The 12,056-nt window shown below is 67.1% G+C and carries 15 protein-coding genes; 9 read left to right on the top strand and 6 right to left on the bottom strand.

All coding sequences use genetic code 11. From position 1 onward, the window contains the following. Both JWP83_RS25840 and JWP83_RS25835 read left to right on the top strand, forming a co-directional pair. The coding region (locus JWP83_RS25840; protein WP_297736937.1) for a 3-hydroxyacyl-CoA dehydrogenase family protein at positions 1-266 on the top strand (266 nt) is incomplete at its 5' end. 86 nt (positions 267-352) lie between these two features. After that, a complete protein-coding gene (locus JWP83_RS25835; protein WP_297736934.1) occupies positions 353-1,213 on the top strand; it encodes a cyclopropane mycolic acid synthase family methyltransferase in 861 nt (286 codons plus the stop codon). Positions 1,214-1,243: 30 nt separating this feature from the next. Here the strand turns inward: JWP83_RS25835 and pcaA are convergent, their stop codons facing one another. The 3 genes from pcaA to JWP83_RS25820 all read right to left on the bottom strand — a co-directional run bounded on the left by pcaA (position 1,244) and on the right by JWP83_RS25820 (position 3,977). Beyond that, complete coding sequence (gene pcaA / locus JWP83_RS25830) at positions 1,244-2,107, bottom strand: cyclopropane mycolic acid synthase PcaA (RefSeq protein ID WP_297736932.1); 864 nt, start codon at positions 2,105-2,107, stop codon at positions 1,244-1,246. A gap of 145 nt (positions 2,108-2,252) precedes the next feature. After that, positions 2,253-3,263 carry a prenyltransferase gene (locus JWP83_RS25825; RefSeq protein ID WP_297736929.1) on the bottom strand — a complete coding sequence of 337 codons (1,011 nt, stop codon included), beginning with the start codon at positions 3,261-3,263 and terminating at the stop codon, positions 2,253-2,255. Positions 3,264-3,275: 12 nt separating this feature from the next. Continuing rightward, on the bottom strand, positions 3,276-3,977 hold the full coding sequence (locus JWP83_RS25820; protein WP_297736925.1) for a TetR/AcrR family transcriptional regulator: 702 nt from the start codon (positions 3,975-3,977) through the stop codon (positions 3,276-3,278). Positions 3,978-4,110: 133 nt separating this feature from the next. Here JWP83_RS25820 and JWP83_RS25815 point away from each other — a divergent pair, with 133 nt between their 5' ends. The 6 genes from JWP83_RS25815 to deoC all read left to right on the top strand — a co-directional run bounded on the left by JWP83_RS25815 (position 4,111) and on the right by deoC (position 8,458). After that, positions 4,111-5,493 carry a DUF445 domain-containing protein gene (locus tag JWP83_RS25815; protein WP_297736922.1) on the top strand — a complete coding sequence of 461 codons (1,383 nt, stop codon included), beginning with the start codon at positions 4,111-4,113 and terminating at the stop codon, positions 5,491-5,493. An 84-nt stretch (positions 5,494-5,577) separates the two neighbouring features. Beyond that, a complete protein-coding gene (locus JWP83_RS25810) occupies positions 5,578-5,997 on the top strand; it encodes a helix-turn-helix transcriptional regulator (protein ID WP_297736920.1) in 420 nt (139 codons plus the stop codon). 331 nt (positions 5,998-6,328) lie between these two features. Next, positions 6,329-6,922, top strand: a complete 594-nt coding sequence (gene hbhA, locus JWP83_RS25805; protein ID WP_297736916.1) for a heparin-binding hemagglutinin HbhA — start codon at positions 6,329-6,331, stop codon at positions 6,920-6,922. 129 nt (positions 6,923-7,051) lie between these two features. Beyond that, positions 7,052-7,315: a DUF2516 family protein gene (locus tag JWP83_RS25800; RefSeq protein ID WP_297736944.1), complete on the top strand. Its 264-nt coding sequence runs from the start codon at positions 7,052-7,054 to the stop codon at positions 7,313-7,315. A 4-nt stretch (positions 7,316-7,319) separates the two neighbouring features. Further along, complete coding sequence (locus tag JWP83_RS25795) at positions 7,320-7,772, top strand: DUF2599 domain-containing protein (RefSeq protein WP_297736914.1); 453 nt, start codon at positions 7,320-7,322, stop codon at positions 7,770-7,772. Beyond that, the gene (deoC, locus tag JWP83_RS25790; RefSeq protein ID WP_297736911.1) at positions 7,772-8,458 is read left to right on the top strand and encodes a deoxyribose-phosphate aldolase; all 687 of its coding nucleotides are present in this window, start codon (positions 7,772-7,774) and stop codon (positions 8,456-8,458) included. Before JWP83_RS25795 ends, deoC begins: the two co-directional genes overlap by 1 nt. 12 nt (positions 8,459-8,470) lie before the next feature. Here the strand turns inward: deoC and JWP83_RS25785 are convergent, their stop codons facing one another. From JWP83_RS25785 to JWP83_RS25775, 3 genes are read right to left on the bottom strand one after another with little or no spacing between them, the layout of a single operon-like run. Further along, positions 8,471-9,511 carry a DUF2993 domain-containing protein gene (locus JWP83_RS25785; RefSeq protein WP_297736909.1) on the bottom strand — a complete coding sequence of 347 codons (1,041 nt, stop codon included), beginning with the start codon at positions 9,509-9,511 and terminating at the stop codon, positions 8,471-8,473. Further along, the gene (locus JWP83_RS25780; protein ID WP_297736905.1) at positions 9,508-10,350 is read right to left on the bottom strand and encodes a carbon-nitrogen hydrolase family protein; all 843 of its coding nucleotides are present in this window, start codon (positions 10,348-10,350) and stop codon (positions 9,508-9,510) included. Before JWP83_RS25780 ends, JWP83_RS25785 begins: the two co-directional genes overlap by 4 nt. Positions 10,351-10,379: 29 nt before the next feature. After that, on the bottom strand, positions 10,380-10,904 hold the full coding sequence (locus JWP83_RS25775; protein WP_297736902.1) for a DUF2505 domain-containing protein: 525 nt from the start codon (positions 10,902-10,904) through the stop codon (positions 10,380-10,382). 26 nt (positions 10,905-10,930) lie between these two features. Here JWP83_RS25775 and JWP83_RS25770 point away from each other — a divergent pair, with 26 nt between their 5' ends. Beyond that, positions 10,931-12,034 (top strand): UDP-N-acetylmuramate dehydrogenase, encoded by a 1,104-nt coding sequence (locus JWP83_RS25770; RefSeq protein ID WP_297736899.1) that lies wholly within the window; start codon positions 10,931-10,933, stop codon positions 12,032-12,034. The last annotated feature ends 22 nt before the right edge of the window (positions 12,035-12,056 follow it).

The following is a 12,056-nucleotide window of genomic DNA, read 5'->3' as shown; positions in this document are numbered from 1 at the left end:
CCTATCTGCTGTCGGCGATCCGGATGGTGGAGGCCGGATTAGCCAGCGTCGAGGACGACGACAAGGCTGTCGATGCGGGGCTATCGCACCAGATGGGCCCCCTGCGGCTAACCGACCTGGTTGGCCTGGACACCCTAAAACTCAGCGCGGATAAAATGTTCGAGGAATTCAAGGAGCCCCAGTACGGTCCACCGCCGCTATTGTTGCGGATGGTGGAGGCCGGTCGGCTGGGCAAGAAATCCGGGCACGGTTTCTACACGTACTGACTCGGTCAATCGATTGAGCCGATGCAACACTGTTGGGTGGATCGGGTACCATTCTCGCGACAACCAACGGGAGGTATCGGAACCGCATGGCTCAACTGCAGCCGTATTACGAAGAGTCGCAATCTATCTACGACATCTCGGACGAGTTTTTCGCATTATTCCTAGACCACACGATGGGCTACACCTGCGCTTACTTCGAGCGTGATGATACGACCCTCGAGGAAGCGCAGAACGCAAAGTTCGACTTGGCGCTGGGAAAGCTGAACCTCGAGCCGGGGATGACGTTGCTCGACATCGGTTGCGGTTGGGGCGGAGCGCTGCAGCGGGCGATCGAGAAGTTCGACGTCAACGTCATCGGAATTACTCTCAGCCGCAACCAGTTTGAGTACAGCAAAACGCGACTCGCGGGCATCCCGACCCCACGCAACATCGAGGTGCGGTTACAGGGCTGGGAAGAGTTCGACGACAAGGTCGACCGGATCGTCAGCATCGGCGCGTTTGAAGCGTTCAAATCCGAACGTTGGCCCGCGTTTTTCGACCGCGCCTACGACATCCTTCCCGACGACGGCCGAATGTTGCTGCACACGATTCTGGCGTATTCGCAGAAGCAGATGCATGAGCGCGGCATCACGCTGACGATGAGCGACGTGCGATTCACGCGATTCATCTATACGGAAATATTTCCGGGCGGTCAGTTGCCGGCGCAGGAAGATATTCTCCAGCTGGCGCAGGCGACCGGATTCGACGTCGAAAAGGTGCAATTGCTGCGCAAGCATTACGAGCGGACGCTGAATATCTCGGCGGCCAATCTAGAGGCCAATAAAGAAAAGGCGATCGCCATCCAGTCGCAAGAGGTCTATGACCGATACATGCACTATTTGACGGGGTGCGAGGACTTCTTCCGCAAAGGCATCAGCAACGTCGGGCAATTCACGCTCGTGAAGTGACGGGTGGCCGGCGGGCCATGCCCGCCGGCCCTACTTCTCACATGTGAACTGGTTGACGTCGGTGTAGCCCTGGCGGAACAGCTTGGCGCAGCCGGTCAGATACTTCATGTACCGCTCGTAGACCTTCTCCGACTGGATGGCGATGGCCTTGTCCTTGTTGGCCTCGAGCGCCGCGGCCCATATTTCCAGGGTCCTCGCGTAGTGCAGCTGCAACGACTGGATCCGGGTGACCTTGAAACCGGCCCCGGTCGCGTGCTCTTCGACCGACGGGATCGTCGGCAGCCAACCGCCCGGGAAGATCTCGGCCAGGATGAACTGGGTGAAGTGAACGATCTCGTGGGTCAACGGAGTGCCCTGCGCCCTGGCGTCCTTGAAGGTGGGGCGCGAGATGGTATGCAGCAGCATGATGCCCTCGGCCGGCAGCACCCGGTGGGCCATCGTGAAGAAGTGGCCCCAGCGTTGGCGGCCGAAGTGCTCGAAGGCGCCGATGGAGACGATGCGGTCGACCGGCTCGTCGAACTTCTCCCAGCCCTCCAGCAAGACCCGCGTCGAGCGGTTCGTGTCCATTCGGTCGAACATCTTCTGGACGTGGTCGGCCTGGTTCTGCGACAGCGTCAGGCCCACGACGTTGACGTCGTACTTCTCGAGGGCGCGCCTCAAGGTGGCGCCCCAGCCGCAGCCGATGTCCAGCAGCGTCATACCCGGCTCGAGCTTGAGCTTCCCCAGCGACAGGTCGATCTTGGCGATCTGCGCCTCTTCGAGCGTCATGTCGTCGCGCTCGAAGTAGGCGCAGCTGTACGTCTGGGTGGGGTCGAGGAACAGCCGGAAGAAGTCGTCGGAGAGATCGTAGTGCGCTTGCACATTCCCGAAATGCGGCGTGAGCTGCACGGACATGTGGAGTAGAGCCTTTCTGTATCTCGGCGTTCCGGGTGTCCTGGCTGCCCAGGCGCCCCGGTTCACCCCCGATGCATCCCCTGCATGCTAGCCGTTAAGGCTGTCCACGTCGCCTTGCCGAAGTCGGCTTTCCGTCACACGTGGGTCACAACGCGCGCAGCACGGCGCCGGCCGCAAGCCCCACGACCAGCAGCGCGCCCGCCTGGCGCACGTGCACCCAGGCCAGCGCCGCGTACCACAGCGGCCACACCGGAAACTTCGGCGGCGGCTCGTCGGGCCTCGGGCGGCGGAAATACGGCCACACCTTCGCCAGCCGTGGCAGCGCCAACGCGACGACCAGCGCGGGCCACGGCATCGCCCCCACCGCGACGGCAACCGCCACCAGCGCATAGAAGCCGACCATCATGCCCAGCGTGACGGCCCGGGCGCGCGCCTCTCCGAGAACAACCGGCAGCGTGCGGATGCCGAGCGGCTCGTCGTAGGGAATCTTGTCGATGTGCTTGCCCATCAGGACGGTCGTGCACAGCAATCCGTAGGGCAGCGATGCCACGACGACGTCCCAACCGACCGCGCCCACCGCGGAGTAGTACGTACCGCACACCATCAGCGGACCCCATACGACGAAGACGTCCGGTTCACCGAGGCCGCGCTTCTTCAGCCGCAGCGGCGGCGCCGTGTAGGCAACGCTGAGGGCGAACCCCCCGAGCGCGAACGCCACCACGGGCCACCCGCGCGCCCGCGCCAGCGTGACCAGGATGGCCAGATCGGCGACGTTGACCACCAGGATTGCCAGCCCGAGCGTCCGGCGGCTGATCAGGCCCGAGAGCACCGGGTGCGGGGCGTACAGCGCGCGCGGGTAGGTGGCGCTATCGGTGCCGACCCGGGTGTCGTAGAGGTCGTTCATCAGGTTGTTGGCGGTGTGCGCCAGCGTGATGCCCAGCACGGCAAGGACCAGCCAGCGCCAGTCCAGCCCGGGTTTGCCGACCGCCAGCAGCGCCGCCACCAGGCCGGAGACCAGCGTCATCGGCAGCACGGCGGCCCGGGTGACGACGAGCCATCGCGTGACGGTGTCGACCGGCCCGTCCGGCGGCGGATTGGTGGTGCGAAGCGCGTAGGCCCACGACCTCAGGCGCGAGCCCACGCTCACGTCAGGCATCGGGCGGCGGCTTCATGGCGCTCGTGGCGGCACGATCGGCGACGGATGCGGCTGCTCCCGGAACTTTTCCAGCGACCCGCCCGCCTCGACGATCCCGCAGATCGCGCTCCAGCTCAGCATGGTCAAGTAGTCGATCAGCTCCTCGACGCTCATCCGCGGGTCGGAGATCCACGAGTGGGTCGCGAGCTGCACGCCGCCGACGATCATGTAGGCCCACGGTTCCACCCCGCCGGTGTCCATCCCCGCCTCCTGCATGCGGCGGCGCAGCATCATCGAGAGCATCCGGGCGATGATTCGCTCGGAGTCGGCGATCACCTTGCTCTTCGTCGGCGAGCTGTTGGCCATCACGAAGCGATACGGCTCCGGTTCGTCGGCAACGGTTTCGACATACACCCGGATGATCTCGCGGGTCAGGTCGAAGCCGTCCAGGTTGGACGACAGCGCGCCCGCCATGTTGGGAATCAGCGTCGACTGCGCGAAGCGCATCAGCACCGCGGTGGTCAGGTCGTTCTTGTCGACGAAATAGCGGTAGAGCACAGTCTTGGAGACCCCGATCTGGGCCGCGATCTCGTCCATGCTGAGGAAGCGGCCGTGCTGCCGGATCGCAACGATCGTGCCGTCAACCAGCTCGTTGCGTCGCTCCACCTTATGTTGGTGCCAGCGCCGCTTGCGACCATCGGTCTTAACGGTCACAGCCGGGATCTGCTCTGCCACTGTCGCCGCTTCCCACTCATCAGTCGCCCCCGATACTACGGCTTGCGCGGGCCCTTATGGCGGATGGGCCGCGCCCGTGGAGGCCGCCCAAGCAGGGCGGTAACACTAACTGCCCGCGGCGATACATGATGGTGTGGTGGCACACCGAGCCTCACCTGGAGGCGAAGCACCGGGCTCGCCCGCGGCGAGGCTGGAGTTGACCAGGCCGTCGACCGAAGCCGGGCAGGCCCGGGCGTCCTTGGCGGAGTCCTTCGCGGGGGCGGATCCGGAGGCCGATGCCCAGCGGCGCGTGGCGCTGCGCCGGATGAAAATGGTGGCGCTGAGTTTCTTGGTCGGTGCGACCGGTGTGTTCCTCGCCTGTCGGTGGGCGCAGGCCCACGCCACTACGGGCGTCTGGGTCGGCTACGTCGGCGCGGCCGCGGAGGCCGGCATGGTCGGCGCGTTGGCCGACTGGTTCGCCGTGACCGCGCTGTTCAAGCACCCGCTTGGCATACCCATCCCGCACACCGCGATCATCAAGCGCAAGAAGGATCAGCTCGGCGAGGGCCTGGGGACCTTCGTGCGAGAGAACTTCCTGTCGCCGCCGGTCGTGGAAACCAAGCTGCGCGACGCCCAGGTGCCCGGCCGGCTTGGAAAGTGGCTGTCGGAGACCGCGCACGCCGAGCGGGTGGCCAGCGAGACGGCGACGGTGCTGCGGGTGCTGGTGGAGCTGTTGCGCGACGAGGACGTCCAGCAGGTGATCGACCGGATGATCGTGCGCCGCATCGCCGAGCCGCAGTGGGGCCCGCCGGTGGGCCGGGTGCTGGCGACCCTGTTGGCCGAGAACCGCCAGGAGGCCCTGATCCAATTGCTGGCCGACCGGGCGTTTCAGTGGTCGCTGAACGCCGGCGAGGTGATCCAGAGGGTGGTCGAGCGTGACTCGCCGAGCTGGTCGCCGCGGTTCATCGACCATCTGGTCGGTGACCGCATCCACCGCGAGTTGATGGACTTCACCGACAAGGTGCGCCGCGACCCCGACCACGAATTGCGCCGTTCGGCGACGCGCTTCCTGTTCGAGTTCGCCGACGACCTGCAGAACGACCCGGACACCATCGCGCGCGCCGAGGCGGTCAAGGAACAGCTGATGGCGCGCGACGAGATCGCCAACGCCGCTGCGACGGCGTGGACGACGCTGAAGAGGCTGGTGCTCGAGGGCGTCGACGACCCGTCGAGCACGCTACGCACGCGCATCGCCGACACCGTGGTCCGGATCGGGGAGTCGCTGCGCGACGACGCCGACCTGCGCGACAAGGTCGACAACTGGATCGTGCGGGCGGCCCAGCACCTGGTCTCCCAATACGGGGTGGAGATCACCGCGATCATCACCGACACGATCGAGCGCTGGGACGCCGAGGAGGCCAGCCGGCGCATCGAACTGCACGTGGGTCGTGACCTGCAATTTATTCGGATCAACGGCACCGTGGTGGGGGCCTTGGCGGGGCTGATCATCTACGCAGTCGCGCAACTATTTTTCTAGGGGTGCTAACAAGTGCTTGCAATAGCAAGCACTTGGCCGTACTCTAGGGCCGTAACGACAGGCCACCGACCCCAGGAGTGCGCGATGCCGCCGGAGGAAAAGCTCTCCGTCAAGGTGTCGACGGCGGCCTCCGATATGGCCTCCGACCTCGGTAGCTTCATCCGCGACCTGCGTGAGAATGCGCAAGTCTCGGTGCGACAGCTGGCCGAGCGGTCCGGTGTCAGTAACCCCTACCTGAGCCAGGTGGAGCGCGGGTTGCGGAAGCCGTCCGCCGACGTCCTGAGCCAGATCGCGAAGGCGCTGCGGATTTCCGCCGAGGTGCTCTACGTGCGGGCCGGGATTCTCGAGCCCAGCGACAAGAGTCAGGTGCGCGACGCCATCGTCACCGACACGGCGATCACCGAGCGCCAGAAGCAGATCCTGCTCGACATCTACGCGTCATTTGCCGAGCAGAACGAATCAAATTTCGAGGAGTGTCCCAGCGAATCCGACAGCGACGAGTGATTAGCCCGTAAGGCAGTCGGCGGACCAACCGCCGGCGGAGGACTTTCGCGTCGCCCCAATGACACCTGGGGCTTGGTGACGCATAGATGCCAGGCCGCTTGGTTACCCAAAGGGAAGGGGTTTGACGTCAGGCCCACCAGATCCAGGAGCCTGGCCGCGATGCGAACTCGATCAGCCGACCCGATCAATCAGGAGGTTTCCCGGCAAGTTGCGGGCCATGTCAATCCGCGGGTCTTGACTATTCCTCCCTCAGGGGAGCCGACGCTTGCCCCTTTTATCCACATCACACACGAAGTAACCCCGATAAGAAACAAATATGAAAGGAAACACCATGGCTGAAAACCCGAACATCGACGACCTGCGGGCTCCCTTGCTGGCGGCGCTGGGCGCGGCCGACTTGGCCCTGGCCACCGTCAACGACCTCATCGCCAACCTGCGTGAGCGTGCCGAAGACACCCGCACGGAGACCCGCAGCCGGGTCGAGGAGCGGCGCGCCCGCCTGTCCAAACTTCAAGAGGACCTGCCCGAGCAGTTCACCGAGCTCCGGGAGCGGTTCACCTCGGACGAGCTGCGCAAGGCCGCCGAGGGCTACCTGGAGGCCGCGACCAGCCGGTACAACGAGCTGGTCGACCGCGGTGAGACCGCCCTGGAGCGGCTGCGCAGCCAGCGGCCCTTCGAGGACGCGTCGGCGCGCGCCGAGGGCTACGTGGATCAGGCCGTCGAGCTGACTCAGGAGGCGCTCGGCACCGTCGCGACGCAGACCCGCGCGGTCGGTGAGCGGGCCGCCAAGCTGGTCGGCATCGACCTGCCCAAGAAGGCCGAGTCGGCCAAGAAGGCTCCCGCCAAGAAGGCGCCCGCCAAGAAGGCCCCGGCCAAGAAGACTCCGGCCAAGAAGGCCTCGGCCAAGAAGGTCACCCAGAAGTAGCCAGGCACCGAGGCGAACTCGGTGACTGCGAGACGCGCGACTCCGAGTTGTCCCAGGGGCAACTCGGAGTCGACGTTTTGGACGATGCCCGCATACCCTTGATGCGTGACCCACGCCGTGACCATCGTCATGTTCGTCCTGCAGATCGCCGTCGCGCTGACGGCGGTGTACGCGTTCGTGCACGCAGCCCTGCAGCGACCCGACGCCTATACCGCCGCAGAAAAGCTGACCAAGCCGGTGTGGTTGGTGATCCTCGGCTTGGCCGTCGCACTGTCATCCCTCCTGAGTTTCGTGTTCGGCGTGCTGGGGATGGCGATCGCCGCCTGTGCCGCCGGGGTGTATCTGGTCGACGTGCGGCCGAAACTGCTCGAGATTCAAGGTAAGTCCCGATAGCGGGATGAAAGCCCTGCTGGCCGCGCCGGCGGCGGTGTTGGTCGCCCTGTTGGGCCCGCCGCTTCCGGCATCTCCCGCGTGGGCTGATCCTGACGCGGGCGCGGGCAACCCGCCCGCCCCGTCACCCCCTTTCGTCGACCACACCCTGTGGGCACGCTGGCAGGGCCTATCCAGCCTGCGGGTTTTCCCCACACCATCCGGGCGGATGGCCGCCAGGCAGCCGGGCACGGGCGATTCAATGGACGAGGCCGACGAGGCCTGGGCGGAGGTGCTCGCCCTGTCGCCGGACGCCGACACCCCCGGGATGCGCGCACAGTTCATATGCCACTGGCAGCTCGCCGAAGTCGTGCAACCGGGCAAGACCAGCTGGAACCTGGAGCCGTGGCGCCCCTTGGTCGATGAGGCCCAGATGTTCGCCACCGGCTGCAATCCCGGCGGCTCAGAAGAAGGGTTTTAGTGGCGAGCCCACCCACGCGCGCCCAGTTGGCGGCTCTGATCGACCACACCCTGCTCAAACCCGAGGCCACCCGCGCCGACGTGGCCGCGCTCGTCGCGGAGGCCGCCGCCCTGGGCGTCTACGCGGTATGCGTCTCGCCGTCGATGGTCCCGGTCGCGGTGGACGCCGGCGCCGGCATGCGGGTGGCGGCGGTGGCGGGTTTTCCGTCGGGCAAGCACCTCCCGGCGGTCAAGGCCCACGAGGCCGCGCTGGCCGTGGCGTCCGGCGCCGGCGAAATCGACATGGTCATCGACGTCGGCGCCGCGCTGGCCGGCGACATCGGTGCTGTGCGATCCGATATCGAGGCGGTGCGGGCCGCGGCGCCCCGAGCCGTGCTCAAGGTGATCGTGGAGTCGGCGGTGCTGCTGGCCCAGGCAGGCGGGGGCGCGCTGGCAGATGTGTGTCGCGCCGCCGAAGACGTCGGCGCCGACTTCGTCAAGACCTCGACCGGCTTTCATCCCGCGGGCGGGGCGTCGGTGGACGCCGTCGCCCTGATGGCCGAGACCGTCGGTGGGCGCCTGGGCATCAAGGCCAGCGGCGGCATCCGCACCGCCGCCGACGCAGTCGCCATGCTGGATGCCGGCGCGACCCGGTTGGGCCTGTCGGGCACCCGGGCGGTGCTCGACGGGCTCAGCGGCGATCGCTAGAGCCCGCGTGCCTCACAGGTTGGCGAAGCAGGGGTTGTTGTTCTTGTCGTTGGGGATGTTGGCGTTCTGCGTCGAAAAGTGGCTGGTCACACCGGTATCGGTGACCTGCACGCTGTCGGCGTGGATGCCCAGCGGGTAGTTCTTAGTCACGTTGGAAACGAAATCGTCCAGCGTCGACTGCACCGACTCCTTCGGCATGGTGAAGCCCAGCGCGTTGAAGCTGACGATCTGCAGATCCAAACCGTTGCCGGACACCACCGGCTTGGCCGTGATGTTGTCCAACATGCCCTTCAACTCGATGGTGCCGTCGGCTGGGTGGGTGGTCACGCTGTTGGTGACGAACGGACCCAGGACCGGGATCGCGTTTTGCACCGACTGCTTGATGCCGTCCGTCGTCCAGGTGAGGGTGGCGTCCAGTGAGCCGACGGTGCCTTTCGAGTTGGCCGACGACTGGAGCCGCACGTCCCGGATGTTGAGGTTGAGCTTCATGCCCTTGGCGTCGCGGATATTGTTGCCGGCCGTCTGGACCGAGATGTTGGTGTAGTGCTTGGTGGCATGTTGCCACAGCATCAGCGGCGTCACGCCGAAGGAGGCGGTGGCCTGGTCCTTCACCTCGCACGCCACCGCCTGGGCGACCTTGGCGTCCGCCACGTGACGGACGTACAGTTCGGCCCCGATCAGGCCCGCGATGACGAGCGCGAACACAATGATGCAGATCAGAAGGATGGACAGCGGGTCGCGAAGGAAGCGTCGTTTTCTTTTCACCGGTGCCGGCTCTTCGTCGGGGGTGGCCAGCTTCTCCGTCGGGCCCGCGGGCGGGATGGGCGGAGGGGCGTAGCCGGGTCGCTGCGGGTTCTGATGCGCGACGGCCAACCGCTCGGTCTGACCGGGCTGCTGACCGGGAGCGGCCGGCGGTGGCGCCTGCTGGGCCGGGCTGCCGGTATCTATGTGCTCGGTGGGCCGCTCAGTAGGGGACGGTCCGAAGGGACCTTGGTTGCCGGGACGGGCCCACGTCGACGGGCTCTCGTCCGGTGGTCCTTGTGGGTTCGTCACCCGACCGATTCTGCCCTATCTACCTGAGCAAAGTCGGAGCGGTTGCGCAGCACCGCGATGCTGTCTCGGGCCGCGGCCACCCGGTCGACGTCGATGTCGGCGACCAGGAGCTGCGGGCAGTCGCCGGCGGAGGCAACCACCTCGCCCAGCGGCGAGGCCACCAGGCTGCCGCCCACCCCCGTCGGCGCGCCCGCGCCCGATCCCGACTTGGTTAGTCCGTCGCCGGGATCGGCCTGACCGACGGCGGCGACGTAGCTCATCGAGTCCAGCGCGCGGGCCCGCGCCAGCAGCGTCCACTGCTCGAGCTTGCCGGGCCCCGAGCCCCACGACGCGCAGGCGACGATCAGCTGGGCGCCGCGCCGGGCCAGCTCGGTGTAGAGCGCCGGGAAGCGGATGTCGTAGCAAACGCTCAATCCCACCCGAACCTCGTCGACCTCGACCACCACCGGCTCGTGGCCGGGCGCGACGGTGCGCGACTCGGTGTAGCCGAACGCGTCGTAGAGGTGGATCTTGTCGTAGTGGGCGTCCGGCCGGTTGGGGGCGCCCGGCCCGGCCACGAGAAGCGTGTTCGTCACCCGCCCGTTTCCGGCCGGGATGAACATGCCCGCGATCACGGTGATCCCGGACTCGGTCGCGATCCGGCGCACGCCGCCTGCCCAGGGCCCGTCGATGGGCTCGGCGATCGGTGCCAGGGGGACGCCGAATCGGCACATGGTCCCCTCCGGGAAGACCACCAGCCTGGCGCCCGCGTCCGCGGCCCGGCGGGTGTACTCGGCGACCAGTTCCAGGTTCGCGGCAGGATCGCTGCCACTGAGGATCTGCGCCAACGCGATTCGCATGTGCGCCAGCTTAGGCCGGGTGATTCAGCCTAGGCGCTCTTGGCGATCCACTCCGCGGTCAGGCGTTGTTCGCGGCTCACCAGCTCGGCCAGCTGGGTGCCGATGAGCCTCTCCACCTTGCCGCCGATAATCGGGACCCGCACATGGACGCTGACGAGGAACGCGAGCCGGGCGCCGCCGGACTCCGCGATCGGCGACAGCTCCGCCGTGCCCGAGACGTCCACCGGGGTGTCCACGATCGAACCCACGATGGAGGCGGTCGCGATGCCGTCGTCGACGGGCCCCCACGCCTCTTTGCGCCGCACGCACAGGTCCCCCCGGTGTAGCTGCTTGACGAGGGCGTGCAGGTTGTGGCTGCGCACCACCTGCAGCGTGACCACCTCGACGCTGCCGTCGTTTCCGGACTCGCCGCCGACCCGCATCGACTCCAGCCTCGCTTCGTCGACGGGAATGTCGGCGAGCCTGGCCCGCCAGTACCCCTCCTTCTGGAAAGCCCGATGAACCTCTTCGACGCTCTCCTCGTAGTCGGCCGACAACTCGAATGAACGCGGCATAGCTGGCCAGGCTACCGTTACGGGCCATGAAAACGAGGGGTGCCGGCTCGCTCTTCGCCGGTGCGCGTGTCGGTGAGGCGGTGCCGCTGGCACCGTTGACCACGTTGCGGGTCGGGCCGATCGCGCGACGCCTGATCACGTGCACCAGCACCGAGCAGGTGGTCGCCGTCTTGCGGCAGCTGGACGCGGAAGCCCAAGCCACCAGGGGCGGGCCGGTGCTGGTGTTTGCTGGCGGCTCCAACCTGGTCATCGCCGACGCGTTGAGCGATCTGACCGCGGTGCGTCTGGCCAATGACGGCATCACCGTCGACGGCAACGTGGTCCGCGCGGAGGCGGGCGCGGTATGGGACGACGTGGTGGTCAAGTCCATCGAGCACGGCCTGGGCGGGCTGGAGTGCCTGTCGGGTATTCCCGGGTCGGCCGGCGCCACGCCGGTGCAGAACGTCGGGGCGTACGGGGCGGAGGTGTCCGACACCATCACGCGGGTCCGGGTGCTGGATCGCGGCAGCGGCGAGGTGCGCTGGGTGCCCGGCGACGAGCTGGGCTTCGGTTACCGCACCAGCGTGTTCAAGCAGGCCGCCCCGTCGGCACGCGAAAGCCCTTCCGTGGTACTGGAAGTCGAGTTCGCGCTGGATCCGTCGGGCCGCAGCGCGCCGTTGCGCTACGGCGAGCTGACGGCCGCGTTGAACGCCACCGGCGGCGCGCGCGCCGACCCCGAAGCCGTCCGCGCGGCGGTGCTGATGCTGCGGGCGCGCAAGGGGATGGTGCTCGACGCGGACGACCACGACACCTGGAGCGTGGGTTCGTTCTTCACCAACCCGGTGGTGCTACCGGAGTCCTACGAACGGCTGGCCGCGCGTGTGGACGGGCCGGTTCCGCACTACCCGGCGCCGGACGGCGTCAAGCTGGCCGCGGGCTGGCTGGTGGAGCGCGCGGGCTTCGGCAAGGGCTACCCGCACGACCAAGCGCCGTGCCGGCTTTCGACCAAGCACGCGCTCGCCCTGACCAACCGCGGCGGCGCCACCGCCGAGGACGTCATCGCGCTGGCCCGAACCGTCCGTGACGGAGTCCATGCTGTGTTTGGTATCACATTGAAACCGGAGCCCGTCCTGCTCGGCTGCAGGCTATAGCGGTTAATCTCCGGCAATTGCA

The organism is Mycobacterium sp. (assembly GCF_025965855.1).
Taxonomy (GTDB): domain Bacteria; phylum Actinomycetota; class Actinomycetes; order Mycobacteriales; family Mycobacteriaceae; genus Mycobacterium.
The sequence above is the reverse complement of the archived record's forward strand: the minus strand, read 5'-3'. Positions and strand labels throughout refer to the sequence as shown.